Origin of the sequence: Altibacter sp., assembly GCF_019913785.1 — a bacterium.
Classification (GTDB): domain Bacteria; phylum Bacteroidota; class Bacteroidia; order Flavobacteriales; family Flavobacteriaceae; genus Altibacter.
In genome coordinates, this window is record NZ_JAIOHK010000082.1 from 1 (window position 1) to 18705 (window position 18705).

Genomic DNA, 18705 nt, shown 5'->3' on the forward strand with positions numbered 1-18705 from the left:
TGAAAATACCTGATAGAAATACAGCCCTGAAGCATAATCCATACTACTGATGGTTACATGGTTCTTTGTTATTTCTTCATCTCTTACCAGCCCGCCAGATAGGTTGAAAATTTTAAGTCGGTCAACCGCTGCTTCGGCAGGCAATTGAAGGATGGACGTAGTTGTAACGGGGTTGGGGTAGAGGACAATTTGATGTTTTAAATTTTCCGATAGCTGTAAGGTTGTGTTGTCACATGAAGTAGCGTCACCGAAATAATACGTTATTCCATTGGTCGTGAAACAAGCCAGCCCACTTCCGCAAGTGATATCCTGAAATGGCCATGGAACACCTAAACCGGCGGGTGTCCCAATACCTTCTACCCATGTTAATACTTCTCCTCCTTGAGGGAAAATCTGATCCAATAATCTTATAACTTTCCTATTTGCACCTGCTATGAATATATTTTCAATTTCAAATACCTCTAAATACCATATCGCAACATTATAATCTGTGCCCGCACAGTTGCCAAAATGATATGCTAAATCAGGCATAAAGAATGAGTCCCCAATCTCCACATTAAAATCAAATAGGATTTTTTCAATATTATCGTTGCTGTTGTATTTATAAACGACCCCATTTTCTTCACGTAGTAGGCAGGAGGTGCTGTCATCTCTGTAGATTTGTTTATAGTCTACACCATTAATTGTAACGATTTCTCCAATTGAAATTTGCTGTGTGACAATCCAGGAAGGTGGATCGGGAGGAGGCCATGGGCAATAATGGACATCAACACTCCATGCATTTCCCTCTTGCAGCATAGGAATATAGGGCTGAGCGCTTATATGACTAAAATAAATTAGAAGTAGAAAAGTAAGGAACTGTTTCATGACGATACATTAAAATAAACACTCGTACTGTACCGGGGAGTCTCCTAAAGATACTAAATTTTTTCTTTCAAATACACAGCTGTATACGATTCTTGGTTTTTGGCGACTTCTTCGGGGGTGCCTTGAGCGATTACCTGTCCGCCGGTAATGCCACCATCAAGGCCCAGGTCAATGATGTAGTCGGCACATTTAATAAGATCCAGGTTGTGTTCCACTACAATGACCGTATGCCCCTTGTCCAGCAGGGCATAAAAGGAAGCGAGCAGTTTTTTAATATCGTGAAAATGCAAGCCGGTAGTGGGCTCGTCAAAGATAAATAGCGCCTTGTCTTTGGTGCTTCCTTTTACCAGAAAAGAAGCCAATTTGATACGCTGTGCTTCTCCGCCCGAAAGGGTAGAGGAGCTCTGTCCCAGTTGTACATATCCCAAGCCAACATCTTGTAGCGGTTGTAATTTGGTAACGATTTTGGTTTCGTTGGCCGAATGGAAGAAGGCAATGGCCTCGTCCACGGTCATGCTAAGCAGGTCGTTAATGTTCTTGTTTTGAAATGCAACTTCGAGTATCTCTTTTTTAAAGCGTTTCCCGCTGCAGGTATCGCATTCCAAGTGTACATCGGCCATAAACTGCATTTCGATAGTCACTTCGCCCTCGCCTTTACAGGTTTCACAACGCCCCCCGTCTACATTAAAACTGAAATGTTTGGCCTTATAACCCCGTATATCCGAAAGTTTCTGAGAAGCGTACAAATTCCGAATGTCATCATAGGCCTTAATATAGGTCACCGGATTGGATCTGCTGGAACGACCTATAGGATTCTGATCGATAAACTCAATACTGCTTATACTGCTGAAGTTGCCCTCCAAGGCTGTAAACTGACCCGGTTTTTGACCGTAGCCACCAATCTGCCGAAGCATGGCCGGATATAAAATCTTTTTCACTAGGGTACTTTTTCCACTTCCGGAAACCCCGGTTACGGCGGTAAAAGCCCCTAAGGGAAAGGTGACATCGATATTCTTTAAGTTATTGTGACGCGCGCCTTTGACCTCAATGGCATTTTTCCAAGTCCGTCGTTTTTTTGGCACATCAATTTGAAGCCTACCGTTTAAATAGCCTGCGGTTAGGGAATCAGACTTCAGAATTGCAGCATAGGTGCCTGTTGCCATTACTTCGCCTCCAAATGTACCTGCTTCAGGGCCGATGTCGATGATCTCGTCGGCGGCTTTCATAATGTCTTCATCGTGCTCCACCACAATCACTGTATTCCCCAGGTCACGTAATGATCTAAGTACTTTTATAAGGCGTTCGGTATCTTTAGGATGAAGGCCTATACTGGGTTCATCGAGTATATACATAGAACCCACCAAGCTACTCCCCAACGAAGTGGCTAAATTAATTCGCTGGGATTCCCCACCGGACAGCGTATTCGATTTCCGGTTTAGAGTGAGATAGCTAAGGCCAACGTCCATTAAGAACGCAAGTCGGTTGTTAATTTCAAGTAGTAATCGCTTCGCTACTTTTTCATCGTATTCGGAAAGGCTTAAGGCTTTAAAGAAAGTAGCCACCTGATCTAGCGGCAACTCAACGAGTTCCTGAATAGACTTTCCGTTTATTTTTACGTAGCCGGCTTCGGGGCGTAATCTTTTTCCGTAGCAGCTATGGCATCGGGTCTTTCCGCGATAGCGAGACAGCATGACCCGATTCTGGATTTTATAACTCTTCGATTCTAAAAATGAAAAGAAACTATTTAACCCTTCAAAGTAGGAGTTTCCGTCCCATACCAACTGTTTTTGCGCTTCGGTAATTTCGAACCAGGGCTTGTGAATAGGGAAATCGAATTTGTACGCATTGTTGACCAGTTGGTCCCGATACCAGCTCATGCTTTCCCCCCGCCAAGGGAAGATGGCATTTTCGTAAATAGACAATGCGGTATTTGGAATGACCAAGTCTTCATCGATGCCAATGACGTCGCCATATCCTTCGCAATTGGGACAGGCGCCGTAGGGATTGTTAAAACTGAAGAGATGCACATTGGGTTCCATAAAAACAATACCGTCGGCCTCAAACCGATTATTGAACTCTTTTATGGAAGTATCTGAAAGCCGTTCGATAAACAGTGCTCCTTTTCCTTCAAAAAAAGCAATTTGCACTGCATCTGCCAAGCGATTATAGAAATCCTCGTCCTCTTGTGTGATTACCCTGTCAATTACCAATTGGATATCCTTCGGAAATGATTTCCCCTTCAATTCATCTATTCGGGTAACCGTGTCATTCAGTTTTACACGAGCATAGCCCTGCTGTGCAAGAGCCTGCAGTTTATTCTCCATGGAACGGCCTTCTTCCAGATGAATTGGGGCGAGCAGGAGTAATTTTTCATTTTCAGGAAATTCCTTGATATAGGCAATAACATCGGTGACGGTGTCCTTCTTTACTTCTTTTCCCGAAACAGGGGAGTAGGTGTGGCCGATACGGGTATAGAGCAATTTTAGATAATCGTAGATCTCGGTTGAAGTTCCCACCGTAGATCTCGGATTTGTGGAATTTACCTTTTGTTCGATGGCTATGGCAGGTGCAATTCCTTTGATGGCATCGACTTTTGGCTTGTTTAGCCTTCCCAAAAACTGTCTTGCATACGAAGAAAGACTTTCAACGTACCTTCGTTGACCTTCGGCATAGAGGGTGTCAAAGGCCAAACTCGACTTACCGCTTCCCGAAAGCCCGGTAATGACTACTAATTTATTTCTGGGGATGGCCACCGACACATTTTTAAGATTGTGCAGTTTTGCCCCTTGTATATAGATGTTTTTTTTGGTATCTAAAGTATCAGTACTCAAGGTTATCCTAGTTTTTTAGTAGATTTTTGCAAAGATACTGTATAGATTTCGGGATTGCACGCCCGTGGGGATTATATTTTTTTTAAGAAAAAACTCACTTTTTTTTGCAATTGTGAATTGTTTGTTCTTATATTTACCCCACTTAACGTCATTTATAAAAATTATTGCCTATAGCATATTACTACTTTTACAATTAAAATTTACATAACAACTAAGCAACCAAAAGTCATAGTTGTTTATTTTAAAAAAAGTATTGATATGAAGCAAAGCCCAACAACAGATGCGCTTTTAGTAAGCGCTTATATGAATGGCGACGAAGCTGCACTTTGCGAACTAATAACCAGGCACAAGCAAAGAATCTACAGTTTTATCTATTCCAAAGTATTTGATCGAGACGTTGCTGAAGATATTTTTCAGGACACCTTTATTAAGGTTATCAAGACCTTAAAGCGTGGTGCGTATAATGAAGAAGGTAAGTTCTTACCTTGGGTTATGCGTATTGCTCACAATTTGGTGATTGATCACTTCAGAAAGAACAATCGCATGCCGAAATTTGAAAACAACAATGATTTCAATATTTTTTCGGTGCTTTCTGACGGAGCCCTTAACATCGAAAAACAGATGATAAAAGGACAGGTGGAAAGTGATGTCCGCCGCCTTATCGAAGAGCTTCCCGAAGACCAGAAACAGGTACTGATTATGCGTATTTATAAGGACATGAGCTTTAAAGAAATTAGTGAGCAAACCAACGTGAGTATTAATACCGCGCTGGGAAGAATGCGTTACGCACTTATCAACTTGCGCAAGGTAATTGAGAAGCATAATATTATATTAACGAACTGATACAATAAACCATTTTTTGCGGCGTTATTAGGTAACATTAACCTCAAAATTACGTTCTATGCAAAAAATGTACTCTGAAACCTCACGTCCGGAGCGCGTGAATAAAGAATTAGCTCCAAAAGAAGAAACTATTCGATTTCTTCTGGATTATTCGAAGGCTTTAAGTGTTATAGATTATAATAAATTGAAGTTTGAAGCACTTCTAAACTAAACTTTGGAAAAACCCTGAAAGAAATTTCAGGGTTTTTTTATGCCTTAAATTCACCTTTTTTTCTTCCAGTATTCTGAAATCACCGATTTTCTTCCAATCGTTTTCGTAATAATATCTTTTTCCAAATCCCAACCTCTGGCAGGGGAGTATTGCCTTCCATACCAAATAATCTGTAAGTGTAGTTCATTCCAAAGATCCATTGGAAATAATCTTTTTGCATCTTTTTCAGTTTGAACCACATTTTTGCCATTCGAAAAACCCCAACGATACATCAACCTGTGAATATGGGTATCTACCGGAAAGGCAGGAATATTAAAGGCTTGGGACATAACCACACTTGCCGTTTTGTGCCCTACTGCCGGTAATGCCTCCAAGGCTTCAAAACTGGCAGGTACTTTTCCATGGTATTTTTCTATAAGAATTTTAGACAGCCCGTGAATTCCCTTCGATTTCATAGGAGAAAGACCCACCGGCTTGATAATATCTCTAATTTCTTCCACGGTGAGCTTTACCATATCGTAGGGATTATCTGCTATTTCAAATAAGATAGGTGTAATTTGGTTTACCCGCACATCGGTACTTTGAGCAGATAACAATACGGCAATCAATAAGGTATAGGGGTCTTTATGCGCTAAAGGGATGGGGACTTCGGGATATAGTTCTTTTAGGGTTTTTATAACGAAGTTTACCTTTTCCTGTTTGTTCATTTTGGTTACTTTTACACAAAAGTACGTGAAATGAAAACATTACAAGAAGGAGATAAGGTTCCAAATTTTACTGCGACAGATCAGGACGGGAATACCGTAGCATTGTCCGATTATAAAGGAAAAAAATTAGTGGTGTTCTTTTATCCGGCTGCAAACACCCCTACTTGCACGGTAGAAGCGTGCAACCTTCGGGATAATTACAGTGCGCTACAAGAGGCCGGCTACGAAATCCTAGGCGTAAGCGCCGATACCGAACGGAAACAAAAGAATTTCAGTAAAAAATATAAATTTCCATATCCGCTACTTGCCGATACCGATAAAGAAGTGATCAATGTCTTTGGAGTTTGGGGTCCCAAAAAATTTATGGGTCGCACCTATAACGGAATACACCGGATCACCTTTGTCATTGATGAAGAAGGACGTGTTGCCAAAGTGATCGACAAGGTGAAAAGTAAAGTACACGCCAGTCAGATACTTAATTAGTAGCTTCCTTTGCCCTTTTCGCCTGTTCTTGCTGCTCGATCGTACAACTAAAGAGGCATTTTTCCTTAATGATTTCTGAAACTCCCGGAGGAAGCATTTCTTCCCAGCCGTCTTGTCCGTTTTCGATCATGGTAAGTACCTCACGAGAGAATATGTCTAAAATTTCCGGGTTAAAGTCGGTAATGTCGACCACCTTTCCGTTGTACTTGAAGAATTTATACAATTCTTTCATACGCGGATGGACTTTCAAATTTTCACTGTTGGTATATTCCCCGGTCTCCAAATCGCGCATGGGGTATAAATACACTTTCAAATCCTTAAAGAACAGTTTGCCAAAGGCTTCCAGAATCCCACCACTTAAATGACGATAGTATTTCTCATCGAAAATATCTACCAAATTGTTTACGCCCATGGAAAGACCTAAGCGCATTTTGGTGTACCGTGAAAAATATTCAACCAGTTTGTAATACTCTTGGAAGTTGGAGATCATCACCGTATGTCCCAATGAACAGAGCAATCTAGCGCGATCCATAAAATCTTCTTCATCTATTTCTCCTTCAGCACGAAGGTTGGAAAGGGTGATTTCAAAAATGACCTCCGTACGTTCTTTTTCTACTTTGTTCTCGTTTAAGAACATCTCGTACGATTTCTCATACATGTCAATATTAACCTTGGTGACCGGTCTAAAACTACCACGGAGGGCTAATATGTTCTTTTTATAAAGAATTCGCGCAGGAAGGATATTATTTCCATCCGGGCCAAACATAATGGCATCGGTCATGCCATTTTTAATAAGCTGAAGGCTCATGAGACGGTTATCGACTTTCTCGAACTTGGGACCGGAAAAGTTAATGGTATCGATCTCTATTTTGTCTTTATCGATATGATCGTAAAGATACCTTAGTAACTTTTTTGGCTCATCATATTTATAATACGCACCATAGATTAGGTTTACACCAAGGCTTCCTAAGGTAATTTGCTGCAGCATCGCGTCATTTTCATGAAAGCGAATGTGCAATACGATCTCATTATAATCTTCCTTTGGATCCACCTGATAGCGGATTCCTATCCAGCCGTGACCTTTGTATTTTTTTGCGAAATCGATAGTTGCCACCGTATTTGCATAGGCAAAGAACAGTTTGTTTGGATGTTTTTCCCGAATGATTCGCTCTTCAATAAGTTGCATTTCATGCGAGAGCATTTTTTTGAGTCTCGACTCCGTCACATACCGCCCATCATCTTCAACCCCGTAAATAGCATCACTAAAATCCTTATCGTAGGCCGACATGGTTTTGGCAATAGTTCCGGAAGCACCGCCGGCCCTGAAAAAATTTCGAACTGTCTCTTGTCCGGCACCAATTTCTGCAAAGGTACCGTAGATATTTTCATTTAAATTAATTCGAAGTGCCTTACTTCTTATCGAAGGAATATTCTCAAACTCCTTGTCCCCTGAAATGTGTTCGGGCATAGCATTTTCCTATTAGCAATCTTGTTTCACAAAGGTAACAAATACAATAGGCAAACAAAAAAAATACTGTTATTTTTGTGTCGATGAAATCACAATTTTCTATCACTTTTTTAGGAACAGGAACTTCTCAGGGAATACCGGTTATTGGTAGTGATCATCCGGTTTGCAAAAGTGAAAATCCGAAGGACAAACGCTTACGGGTTTCAGTCTTGGTACAGTGGGAAGAATACACCTATGTTATCGATATAGGTCCCGACTTTAGACAACAGATGTTGCGAGCGCAGGTTTCTGAATTGAACGGAGTACTTCTTACGCACGAACATAGCGATCACACCGCAGGAATTGACGATATACGCCCTTTTTGTTTTATGCAGGGAGATATTCCATTTTATGGTCATAAACGCGTTTTTGAAGCCTTGCACCAGCGGTTTGCCTATGTTTTTGAAACAGAGAATAAATATCCCGGAGCTCCTGCTATAGCTGAGATTGAGATTGAAAACAATAGGCCTTTTCAACTAGGAAACAAAGAAGTAATACCTGTGGAAGCCTATCACGATACCTTAGCCGTTTTAGGGTTTAGAATAGAAGATTTTACCTATTTGACCGATGTTAAAACGATCGCGGCTCCCGAAATTGAAAAGATCAAGCATTCGAAAGTGCTTGTGGTCAATGCGCTTCGTGAAAAGCCACACTATTCACATTTTAATCTAACAGAGGCTTTGGCCTTTATAGAGAAAGTGCAGCCGGAAAGGGCATACCTAACCCATATTAGCCACCTTATGGGATTTCATGATGAGGTTTCGGCCAAACTCCCTAAAAATGTATTTTTAGCTTACGACACCCTTAAAATCAACGTTTAGATATGAAGAATAAAATATTTATGTACCTGTTCTTTTTTGCAGTATTGTTTATCCTATTTCAGTATATGAATGAAAAAACAATCTTCGAATCTCAGGAAAAGAAGATAGCTTCCCTTACCGAAAAGTTTTCGAAGGCAGAAGATTCCATCTCGGTGCTCACAAATCGGGTTTCTGAACTCAACTACTTTACCTTGTTAGGGAACCAAAATGCTATGGATTATCTGGAGAGTACGGGACGCGAAGCGGCTGCTGTAGAAGCATTTATAAGTGATGCTATTTACGATCAAAATCTGGTCAGTGGTGGAAATCCCTTAGTGCCGTTCGATGGTATGAACGGTGCCATGTTGGTCAATAAGATAAAATTCTTAAATCACAAATGGTTGTTGGCCGATTTTTCGGATGGAACATATTGGGGGGAGATGCTTTTGGAATACAGTTTTAACGAAGCGCACGAAATGGAGTTGCACACGTTGGCTTCGTTACTCTATCCCGCTAATTAGGCGTGCTTTTCCAACCAAGCCTTGAACTCATAAAAATTTTGAGGCGCCACACCGTGCCCTACAGGGAATTCGGAGTAGGTACAATCGATGTTTAACTGCTCGAGAAAAGGCTTCGTTTTTCGTGCCCATTCTACCGGAATCACCTGATCTACACTGCCGTGAGAGCTATAGATAGCCAAGTGAGCAAAGTCGTTTTCGGCATAGCCTTTTTTCAGAATTGCCTCGTTAATATAACCGCTCAATCCAATTACGTTTTTTATTTTTTCAGGGTAACTAAGCGCAACGGCGAAACTTAGGATGGTACCCTGACTAAATCCCAGAAGGGTGATCTTTTTGCTGTTTACTTTGTACAAACGTATTATTTCATCGATACATGTTAGCACAAGATCTCTCGAAACGATGGCCTGTTCGTCATCACTGAATTTACCATTTGCCGCATCCAAATAGATATTATACCAAGCATTTCCGAAGGGTTGCATCGGAATAGGAGCCTTTAGGGAAATAATGTGATAGTCCTCGGGCAATTCGGTTGAAAACGAAAAAAGATCATTTTCATCGCTTCCGAAGCCGTGAAGCATAATAATTGCCGGAGCATGTTCGGAAGCTTCCTTTGGGGCTTTATAATTATGGTCTAAAGAGAGTGTTTGCTTTTTCATAGATGGCAAAAATAAAAGATGCCGCTCAATACTGAAAACATTTCAGCAGAAAAGCAGCATCTTTCAAATTATGAATGTTAGGTTGGTTATCCTATTCCTTTAAACCAGTCCTGAAACTGAGCTCCTAAGAGGGGAACGAGCTTTTTTTCTCCCTGTACCGCACCAATAAACCCTAAAAGCCAAAGTACAAATACAGCCAATTGAAAAATATAGCCCAGAAACCCAATATCTATCGTAAACAATAGTGCCATGTTTACTATGTACATTAGCAGCCCAACAATAGCGATTCCCAACATTTGACGGATGTGAAAAGCACCGAAATCTGTTTTGTTACCATTGTGCATTACCAGTGCAATAATCCATCCTATTAGTGTTAAATATGCAATGATTCCAACTGTTTTACCATTGTCTGAAGTAGCTTCTGCCATGATATATGATTTAGGTTAGTACGATGTTAATACCTTAAAGATAAGCTATATCATTTAAAAATGTAAAATGCAACCGAAAAATCTTACATTTTTAATTACATATTTATGTCAAAACGATATAAATATCCCCTGGGTCGTTATTTTCTTAACTGCTGTAAACTAAACGCTTTTGAAGTCAATTGGCTTGCTATTGCCGGGTAGCTAGTCTAAAAAGCTAAACCAGATCTGAAATTTTGCACTTAAAAGCGGAATTCCCATCTGCTTGTTGAACACCGCCATACATAAGGAAAACAGCCATAAACCAAAGGCCAACCAATATATGTAAAAACCAATTGGGTAATTTTGAAGCGCAAGCGAACAAAATAATAACAACACAAGTCCAAACATATTTTTTATATGCCATCGTGCAAATTCATGTTTATCGTCTCGATTCATAAAATAGGCGATAAACATGCCTATAAATGTCATATACGCGATGATGGCTTTACTTTTTCCGGCGGGTGCTGCACTCATTAGGTAGAAAGAATTAATTCATTGTTAGCATATACCCCGTGGGCTTTCCCCTTTAATTTAGCGTGGAGGAGGGCTGCATTCTTTGAGGTTGAACGTATATCATCTTTGGTAAAGCTCCAGGCCTTGGTTGGGTCGAAGAGCGTTATATTGGCAACTTCTCCTTCCGCAATAGGTGTCATTGGGATCTTAAACGTTCCTTTTAGGCGGGTAAGTGCTTCCACGGCCAATTCGATACCCACCAAGCTATTGAGGGCACCAAAACAACTTTCCAAGCCAATGCTACCGAAACAGGCATGGTCGAATTCGGTTTTTTTGTGTTCTATATCAATTGGATCGTGGTCGCTGGTCACTCCGTCGATCACGCCTTCCTTTAATCCTTTTAAAAGTGCTTTGTTGTCTTCTGAAGTGCGCAGCGGTGGTAATAACTTATAATTTGTGTCAAAGCTTTCCAGTACATCGTCTGTTAGAAAAAGATTGGTTATGGCGACGCTACAGCTAACATTCAGGCCTTTCTTTTTCGCCTCTTTGATCAGCGAAACTGACTTTTTGGTCGATATGGTTGGGATGTGTAATTTGCCTCCGGTATATTCTAAAAGATAGAGATCGCGGGTTATTTGAAGTTCTTCGGCGAGAGCCGGAATTCCTTTTAAACCTAATTTGGTGCTGTTCACTTCTTCATTGACCATTCCGTTTCGCGCGACCGATTTGTCAAAAGGAAAGGATTGTACCAGCCCATCGAAGTTCTGGCTGTATTGCAGGGCGATCTTTAGGAGATTTGCGTTCTCGATAGGACGCTTATAATCGTAGAATGAGATGGCACCCTCGTTCGTCATATCGTACAGTTCTGCCAGATCGATTCCTTTGCTTCCCATGGTGAGCGCACCAATAGGATAGAGGCTTACCGCATTTCCTTCAGCCTTCGATCTTAAAAATTTGATATTCGATTTGCTATCGGTCACCGGAAAGGTATTCGCATTCACCGCTACCTGTGTAAATCCGCTATAGGCCGCCGTTTTTAGCCCATTCGATATGGTTTCGCGCTCCTCAAATCCCGGTTCGCCAAAGGAGACGCTAGGATCAAACCAGCCTTGCGAAATATGCAAGTTCTTTAAATCGATCTCCTTAGCTTTCTTTGTATTGGAAATTGAGGCAGCAATTTTAGAGATCTTTCCGTTCTCAAGCAACACATCTCGCTTTTTTAAATGATGCTTACTGGTGGGGTCAACAATGACGGCTGATTTTAGTAGTACGTTCATTTATAGAATTTTAAGATAAGCATTTCCAATACCAGAAATAACAATGCAAAAATAACAAACCATTTCCAGAAACTGTTAATTGAATTTGCTTCATTAATCGTTTCGAACAAAGCCGCAACCGAATCGTGAACGGTAACTCCTTCCCAGCGTTCAACCGCTGCATATTGCAGGGCGCTTTCGGCACGACTATAGTTAAAGCTACTGTTTTCAATAAATGCCGCTTCTTTAACAATTTGATAGTTTCCCGCTCGTGCCGGTTGATCCAGCGTTGTGATATCTACCTTATTCGCCTTAGTTTGCTGTAAGGGAATAAATTGAGCAATACTATCTTTTAGACTGAGTATTTCGTTCTCCTTTAATTGAATAGGGATTGAAAAGGTATTTTGCCTTCCTATTTGGTAGTATAATTTTGGTAGTTGAAGGCTCTGTTGTGCCATATTGTAAATTGTGGGAACAATAAGCGGTGAATTTTGAAAGTTCGAATTATCTGTATTAATTGGTGCCGTAGTCACATAGGTATTCCCCTGTTGCAATAAAAAGGGTTTCCCGTCCTCAAATTGGAGTGCCATGGTGGCCGTAGTATTGAACTTGTAAAAAGCATTCACCTTCGGGTATTGAAAATTAGCGACCTGCTTTTCGAAGACTTCGTGGTACAGGGGATGATTAAATGCAATCTTGGTGATCTTTTTTTCTTGAAGTACATTTTCGGTAATAGCACCCAGTCCAAAACTCCCCAATAGGCTGTTGTAATTGGAAATTTCAACTTCTTCCGAAGGAATTATCAAGAGACTCCCCCCTGCATCACTAAAAGATTTTAACGCGGTGGTAAGTGAAGCCGGGATGTCTTTTAACTCATTTAGGATCACGAAATTTTGATCGGGGATGATGTTGTAATTCAGACTCGTAAAGGCTTGTTGCGTATAGTCGAATTCGGTTTGGTCAAACAGGCGCTGCAAGAAGTTTGGATTGGCTTCGTTAATACTCAGTACCCTTATCTTTTCCGGCTTGTTAATGCTAAAGAACAGTGTATTGTCAAAAGGGATGTTGGATTCGTTGATCTCTAACTTCCCAACAAATTCGTTGTTCTTGTCGATATCAAATGTAAGGGTATGTTGTTTGACTTCAGAAAAATCAATACCCGATTTCGCCATGAGCGTATTCCCATTGTACAAGGAGACGGGCACATTTTGTGACACATCTCCGATGGCAGAGAGGGTAGCAGTCAGTTTTAGGGTCTCGGCTGTCTTTGAACTTATATAGGCCGTATCAATGGCAATGTTTGTTATTGAAACCGGTGTTAGGGGGACGGCATCCAACGAAATAGCTTCAGGAATTTCCGGAAAAGCCTCTTTTAGCTGAAAGTCGGAAATGTAAATCAGTCGCTTTTCGGCACCGCTATTTTTGCTGAACATCTGATTCGCTTTCAGTAGAACTTCAGCCGGACTCAGTTGCTTTTGACTATAGTCTACGGAAAGAATTTCATTTTTAAAATCTTGTACCGAAGTATTCTTTCTGTCGGTATCGTTGGTAAACCAACTTAATTGTTCATTCCCCGAAGCCTTGGTGTATAAATCCTGTAAGGCACGCTGTAACAACGGACCCTGCGGTCCCTTTGCCTGCATACTGAACGAATTGTCCACATAGATCACCGTTTCTTTTTGGGTGTTGAGTGCCGATTTGGAGGCGGTAAAAGGTTGTGCGAAAGCCAGAATGATACAGGCGAGTGCAAATAATCGCGTTAATAGGGTGAGCCACTTTTTAAGCTGTGAACTCTTCCGGGTTTGTATGGTCACTTTCTTTAAAAAAGCAACATTGGTGAAGTCTATTTTCTGAAAACGCCGAAGTTGAAAAAGATGGATAAAGATAGGAATGAGCAGAAGGAAAAGCGCGTAAAGTAATTCAGGGTGTTTAAACTGCATTCCAAGAAATATTTTTCAAAGATAAAAAATGCTATCTAATAATGGTGGTATCTTAACTTTTTACTTTGTATTTGATATCGAGAAGCTAAAAGTAGCGCCCTTATTCAGTTGGGAGGTGACCGAAATTTCTCCTCCCAATTTGGTCACCAGCTTCTGAACGGTTGAAAGACCAATTCCGTGTCCTTTATTGCCATGCCGGTCTAAATTACCTACCGTAGTAAATAAATTAAAGATCTCCTTTTGCTTGTCTTGAGGAATCCCTATACCATTATCTGAAAGGGTAAAATAATATTTGCCATTTTCTTCAAAACAGTCGATATCGATTACAATCTTCTCCTTGTCGTTATATTTCAGGCTATTTCCAATCAAATTTAACAGTATCTGTTCCAACGCTGCCCGATTGCTGGAGATGTCTATATTTTCTTCCGGGAAGTTGATCTCACAATCCATGTCTATATTCAGCAGGTCCACGATCTCTTCCAACAAGGAATGCAGGTCGAAATCTTCCTTGGCCTTTGTTGCAATGTTATCACTTTCGTAGTGTGCCAATAAGCCGGTAATATAATCGCTAAGTGTAAAGGAAGACTGTTTGATATAGGCTAGGTATTTTTTGCCTTGTTCGTCCAACTGTGACGCATATTTTGCCTTTAGAATATCTACTGTGACAATCATATTGGCCAATGGCATTTTCATATCGTGCGAAATGGTCCCTGCAAAATTCTTAAGTTCTTCATTCTTACGACGTAGCTCATCCTGTAGTTGGTGAAGCTGCAAGTTCTTTTTTCGTTCTTCAAACAAATTCATAACCTGATAGGCCAAGGCTGTTAGGGCTTTTTTTTGTTTTTCTGAAAGCGTTCTGGGTTTTAGATCGAAAATGCATAAGGTACCAATTGGAAAGCCATCCGGCGTTATAAGTGGGACTCCTGCATAAAATACGGCTCCTTGTAGGGTAACAATGGGGTTGTCCTTAAATCGAGCATCTTTTCTGGCATCTTCCACAATGAAAATCTCATTATTGTCTAAGATGGCATGTCCGCAAAATGATGTGGATCTCGGCGATTCGGTCAAGGGAACCCCGTAATGTGATTTTAAAAAGTTCCGGTCAGAATCGAGTAGGGTCACCAACGAAATAGGGACATCGCAAATACTTGCCGTTAGTGCGGTAATAGTATCGAAATCCCGCTCGGGTAAAGTGTCCAAGAGCTGATACGCTTTGACCGCCTCAAGGCGTTCTGTTTCATTTTCAGGAAAATTGGGTGCTATCAAGGAGTTCTTCTATTTGATTCAATACTGTTAGTTGCAATTGCCTATGCAATAAAGTTACACATTATTTAACTTTTTAAAAGTGGGTTTAGTATAAATAAAACGGTCGTATTTCAAAAGAAATACGACCGCGATCATATAGGCTATATTATGGGATAATCTACTAGTTACAAACTTCGAACATCATCGCCCAACTGTTACCACCAATAGGAACTCCGGCACCCCATGCTGTTTCAGTTTGTCCGTTTGATGTATCGGTAACAACTGCGTGAGCTGCTACATATACACATGCTCCTTCTGCAAGTGTAGTACCGATCTCATAAGTTACTGTATTGGTGCCTGCCGGATGATTTGCTTTATATGGAAATTGACCAATTTTTGGATTTCCACCATTGTTTGTAGGAAGATCGGATAACTCACCAATAAATAGATGGGTTTCTTCTATTTCCCAATCTCCATCAGAATTATAGGTAACCTCGAGTAGGCCATTTTCATCTAGTCCTACCGTCACAAAACCCATAAGAATATTTTGACCGGCCATAAGATCTGTCTGACTTAGTATAACAGGGTCTTGTGTTGTTTGACCGTCGATTACAATAATACGATCGGCAGTTGGTGAATCTTCAATAAATAAATCTGAATCTTTGGAACAACTAAGTAGTATTGTACAAAGAAATAATAATGTAGTAATTTTTGATTTCATAATAAGTAGGTTTTAGTTCAGCAGGCTAATATATAAAAAAATTACATATAAACGATAAAATATGCATTTTATCGATAAAAAGGTTAAAAAAAATTGAAATGTTAAATATTATCAAAAGTTTTCAAATACTCCGAGTCCAAATAAGGCAAAGTCATATTTAACCGGATCGTTGGGATCTAGTTTTCGAAGGGCAGTGTCCAATTCGTACAGTGCTTTCCCATCGTTTTGTTTCCGCTTCACTAGTTTCAGCTTTCTGGCTACATTTCCGCTATGCACATCGAGAGGACAAGACAACTGTGCAGGGGATAGGGTATTCCAAATACCGAAATCAACTCCGTTGGCGTCTTTTCTCACCATCCAGCGCAAAAACATATTGATGCGCTTAGCGGCCGAATTCTTCATAGGATCGCTTATGTGCTTCTCGGTTCTCGGCAAATGCGGTAAGCCAAAGAACAACTTTTTAAAGTGATGAATTGCAGGTTGTAAGGTATCTGCTTCGGCATGTTTGAAAAAGATATGTTCAAGTCCGCCATGCTGCATATAAATATGCTGAAGGGATTTCAGAAAGTATCCCAGATCGGTTTCATTAAAGGTTCGATGTACAAAACCCGAAAGGGCAGGGGTATCCTCTTCCGAAAAATTCATTATAAAATCAAAGGGAGCGTTTCCCATTCGTTGCATAAGTTGAGTGCCATTGTTGATTATGCTCTTTCGATTCCCCCATGCTATGGTCGCCACCAGGAAGGCGGCAATTTCAATATCTTCTTTTTTGGTGAATTGATGCGGAATTTGAATAGGATCAGTTGCTATAAACCTAGGATTGTTGTAAAAGGCGGCCTTTTCGTCAAGAAATTCCTTCAGCTCGCTAGATTTCATGTTTTAGGCAATAATTTTTCCGTCCTGCATGACCAATTTCCGGTCGGCCATTGCGGCCAGTTCTTCATTATGGGTAACAATCACAAAGGTCTGTCCAAATTCATCGCGTAGTTTAAAGAACAGATTGTGTAGGTTTTCGGCACTTTCGGTATCCAAATTACCACTGGGCTCATCGGCTAAAATAATTGACGGATTGTTGATCAAGGCACGAGCAACTGCTACTCGTTGTTGCTCACCTCCTGAAAGTTCGTTGGGTTTATGGTGCTCCCGATGCGATAGTCCTAAAAACTGTAGGAGTTCCTTGGCTTTTTTTTCGGCTTCAGCCTTTGGTACATTTTTTATAAAGGCAGGGATACACACGTTTTCCAAAGCGGTAAATTCGGGCAATAATTGATGGAACTGAAAAATAAAACCGAGGTTTTCATTTCTGAATTTTGCCAACGCCTTCCCACCTAAACCGGAAATATTGATTTCATTGATTTGAAGTTGTCCTTTTTCGGCATCAAACGAATCCAAGGTGCCCAAAATCTGTAATAGCGTAGTCTTTCCGGCACCCGAAGCACCTACAATTGATACTATTTCCCCTTTTTTAATCTGAAGATCAACACCCTTTAAAACGTGAAGTGTATCGTAATGTTTATGAATGTTCTTGGCTATGATCATGCAGCGGTATTTGCTTGGTGAAAATAGCATATTCGAAGCGATTACACAACTTAGGCTTTAGGAGTTTTTCTTGAAAATATTTTTCACATTGTTATAATCAATATAGTATACCAATCGCAATGAAAACACATGTTCTATGGGTTGCTCAAACAATGTTTCAAGACTGTCAAAATAGGTCGCTGACGATTCGGAATTTGAATTGAATAACGAATTTCTATACAGCGCTGTTAACTGACTTCCGGGAGCGAATTGCCACGAATAACGAAAGTCGAGATTCCAAGTATTGAAATTCACATTTGGATCGGCTACATCGGCTAGGGTGTAGTTGTCAAGGGTTGAGACCGTACCATCTTCCAGTAGGGTATAAAGGCCGTTGTCGTAGGTTACCGTGGTCCAGTAATTTCGGAAGCTAAGAGACAAGGAATGAAATGAATTAAAATTATAACTCCCGGAAATGCTATTGGTAATCGTGGTCTGAGCCCGTTGGCCAAATAAAATATCATCGTCCACGGTCTCAACATAACCTCTGCTGCCACTGCCATCTTGAAAGAAAATATTATACCCAAGGGAAAATTTATCGCTAAAACGCATTCTAGGCTCCAATCCAATCCAGTATTCAAAAAGATCTCGCTCACTGTCGAAAAGTGTTGCAAAACCAACATGGGCGAAGGCGGCCAATTTCTTGGCATAATTCGTATTGACCCAAGAACTTACATTAAATGGATTTTTAAAAGTGAAAAAACGGCCTTCGGTTCTCGGTTCGTAATAATCGTGTTGTTTACCGGCTTGGAAGTTTACATTAATACCATAATCCCAGAGCTTCTTGTTCTGCATATAGATATCAAAACCTAGTGAATTTCCGGTATAGGTACTGGGGTCGAAAAGCATTTGGTATTCGGCCCAGGTGTAAACGCTAAAGTTGTTCAATTTTTCGGTGGGTTCAAAGATACGGTACGACCCAAAAGCTCTAAAGTTGTTGTAATTATTTCGGAAGGAAATACCAAGGTCGTTAATGTTATAATTTGTATCAGCGACCGTATTTTCGATCCCATAACGATATTTTCCACTTACTTTTTCAAACTCCAAAGAGGAACTGAAGCCGGTTTGATTGTCGTCTTTTAGATTCAGTGTACTGACTTTCAACGAGCCGTCAACGTTCCATGTATTCGATTTGTCCGTAATATCGAAAAGGGCAGCGGTGACATTGGCATCTCTAAAATGTCCATCTCGAATCACACTGGTATTCACCAAACTAATGGAAGAGTTTTTATTGAATTGCTGGTCTAAAACAAGGATATTATAGTTGGCTAAGGGCTCCACAACTTCTTTGCGGGTTTCTCCTGTGGTCGTATTCCTAATTTTCGCATAGGTCTTTTCAGTGATGGCATTGAAAAAACCAATTCCCAAACCGTTTTTGGTACGTCCCGAAACCTTTATAGCGTTTAGCATACTTACCTTGTCGGGGCGGTCGACAACTTCCTCATCGTCTGCCGTTTCAGGGTAGCTCGATGGATTTTCCCCGATACGACGGGAATAGAATAAATTTCCCTTTGTGAACAGGTCAACGCCTTCCTTAAAGAATTGGCGTTGTTCGGAGAACGTCTGCTCGAAAGGACCTAGATTGAGTTGTACATTGTCGAAGCCCGCCTGGCTAAAAT

19 protein-coding genes are annotated in these 18705 nt (G+C 40.6%); 5 read left to right on the plus strand and 14 right to left on the minus strand.

The window, feature by feature from the left end:
* On the minus strand, positions 1-867 hold an 867-nt coding region (locus K8F54_RS13655; RefSeq protein WP_290791835.1), incomplete at its 3' end, for a T9SS type A sorting domain-containing protein.
* Between the two features lie 53 nt (positions 868-920).
* Complete coding sequence (gene uvrA / locus K8F54_RS13660; protein ID WP_290791836.1) at positions 921-3698, minus strand: excinuclease ABC subunit UvrA; 2778 nt, start codon at positions 3696-3698, stop codon at positions 921-923.
* Between the two features lie 258 nt (positions 3699-3956).
* Here uvrA and K8F54_RS13665 point away from each other — a divergent pair, with 258 nt between their 5' ends.
* A complete protein-coding gene (locus tag K8F54_RS13665) occupies positions 3957-4541 on the plus strand; it encodes a sigma-70 family RNA polymerase sigma factor (RefSeq protein WP_290791838.1) in 585 nt (194 codons plus the stop codon).
* 58 nt (positions 4542-4599) lie between these two features.
* Positions 4600-4752 carry a hypothetical protein gene (locus K8F54_RS13670; protein WP_290791840.1) on the plus strand — a complete coding sequence of 51 codons (153 nt, stop codon included), beginning with the start codon at positions 4600-4602 and terminating at the stop codon, positions 4750-4752.
* A gap of 50 nt (positions 4753-4802) precedes the next feature.
* On the opposite strand, the gene nth is transcribed toward K8F54_RS13670, so the two are convergent.
* Entirely contained in the window at positions 4803-5459 is a 657-nt protein-coding gene (nth, locus tag K8F54_RS13675; RefSeq protein WP_290791842.1) for an endonuclease III, read from the minus strand.
* 30 nt (positions 5460-5489) lie between these two features.
* On the opposite strand from nth, the gene bcp reads away from it, so the two are divergent.
* Positions 5490-5942, plus strand: a complete 453-nt coding sequence (bcp, locus tag K8F54_RS13680) for a thioredoxin-dependent thiol peroxidase (protein ID WP_290791844.1) — start codon at positions 5490-5492, stop codon at positions 5940-5942.
* Here the strand turns inward: bcp and K8F54_RS13685 are convergent.
* Positions 5935-7410, minus strand: coding sequence for a TonB-dependent receptor (locus K8F54_RS13685; RefSeq protein WP_290791846.1), 1476 nt, complete (start codon positions 7408-7410; stop codon positions 5935-5937). The two genes, bcp and K8F54_RS13685, sit on opposite strands and share 8 nt — an antisense overlap.
* 83 nt (positions 7411-7493) lie before the next feature.
* Between K8F54_RS13685 and K8F54_RS13690 the strand changes: the two genes are divergently transcribed.
* Positions 7494-8270 carry an MBL fold metallo-hydrolase gene (locus K8F54_RS13690; RefSeq protein ID WP_290791848.1) on the plus strand — a complete coding sequence of 259 codons (777 nt, stop codon included), beginning with the start codon at positions 7494-7496 and terminating at the stop codon, positions 8268-8270.
* Positions 8271-8272: 2 nt separating this feature from the next.
* Positions 8273-8770, plus strand: coding sequence for a hypothetical protein (locus K8F54_RS13695; protein WP_290791850.1), 498 nt, complete (start codon positions 8273-8275; stop codon positions 8768-8770).
* On the opposite strand, the gene K8F54_RS13700 is transcribed toward K8F54_RS13695, so the two are convergent.
* From K8F54_RS13700 to K8F54_RS13745, 10 genes are all read right to left on the minus strand, one after another.
* A complete protein-coding gene (locus tag K8F54_RS13700; protein WP_290791852.1) occupies positions 8767-9426 on the minus strand; it encodes an alpha/beta fold hydrolase in 660 nt (219 codons plus the stop codon). The genes K8F54_RS13695 and K8F54_RS13700 overlap by 4 nt on opposite strands.
* Positions 9427-9512: 86 nt before the next feature.
* Positions 9513-9854, minus strand: coding sequence for a hypothetical protein (locus K8F54_RS13705; protein ID WP_290791854.1), 342 nt, complete (start codon positions 9852-9854; stop codon positions 9513-9515).
* A 201-nt stretch (positions 9855-10055) separates the two neighbouring features.
* Positions 10056-10367, minus strand: a complete 312-nt coding sequence (locus tag K8F54_RS13710; RefSeq protein WP_290791856.1) for a hypothetical protein — start codon at positions 10365-10367, stop codon at positions 10056-10058.
* Positions 10367-11623 (minus strand): dihydroorotase, encoded by a 1257-nt coding sequence (locus tag K8F54_RS13715; RefSeq protein ID WP_290791858.1) that lies wholly within the window; start codon positions 11621-11623, stop codon positions 10367-10369. Before K8F54_RS13715 ends, K8F54_RS13710 begins: the two co-directional genes overlap by 1 nt.
* Entirely contained in the window at positions 11620-13542 is a 1923-nt protein-coding gene (locus K8F54_RS13720) for a BatA domain-containing protein (RefSeq protein ID WP_290791860.1), read from the minus strand. Before K8F54_RS13720 ends, K8F54_RS13715 begins: the two co-directional genes overlap by 4 nt.
* 60 nt (positions 13543-13602) lie before the next feature.
* Positions 13603-14808 carry a GAF domain-containing sensor histidine kinase gene (locus tag K8F54_RS13725; RefSeq protein WP_290791862.1) on the minus strand — a complete coding sequence of 402 codons (1206 nt, stop codon included), beginning with the start codon at positions 14806-14808 and terminating at the stop codon, positions 13603-13605.
* A gap of 160 nt (positions 14809-14968) precedes the next feature.
* Entirely contained in the window at positions 14969-15508 is a 540-nt protein-coding gene (locus tag K8F54_RS13730; RefSeq protein ID WP_290791864.1) for a hypothetical protein, read from the minus strand.
* Between the two features lie 111 nt (positions 15509-15619).
* Complete coding sequence (locus K8F54_RS13735) at positions 15620-16384, minus strand: TIGR02757 family protein (RefSeq protein ID WP_290791866.1); 765 nt, start codon at positions 16382-16384, stop codon at positions 15620-15622.
* Positions 16385-16387: 3 nt separating this feature from the next.
* A complete protein-coding gene (locus K8F54_RS13740) occupies positions 16388-17047 on the minus strand; it encodes an ABC transporter ATP-binding protein (protein WP_290791868.1) in 660 nt (219 codons plus the stop codon).
* Positions 17048-17104: 57 nt separating this feature from the next.
* On the minus strand, positions 17105-18705 hold a 1601-nt coding region (locus K8F54_RS13745; protein WP_290791870.1), incomplete at its 5' end, for a DUF5916 domain-containing protein.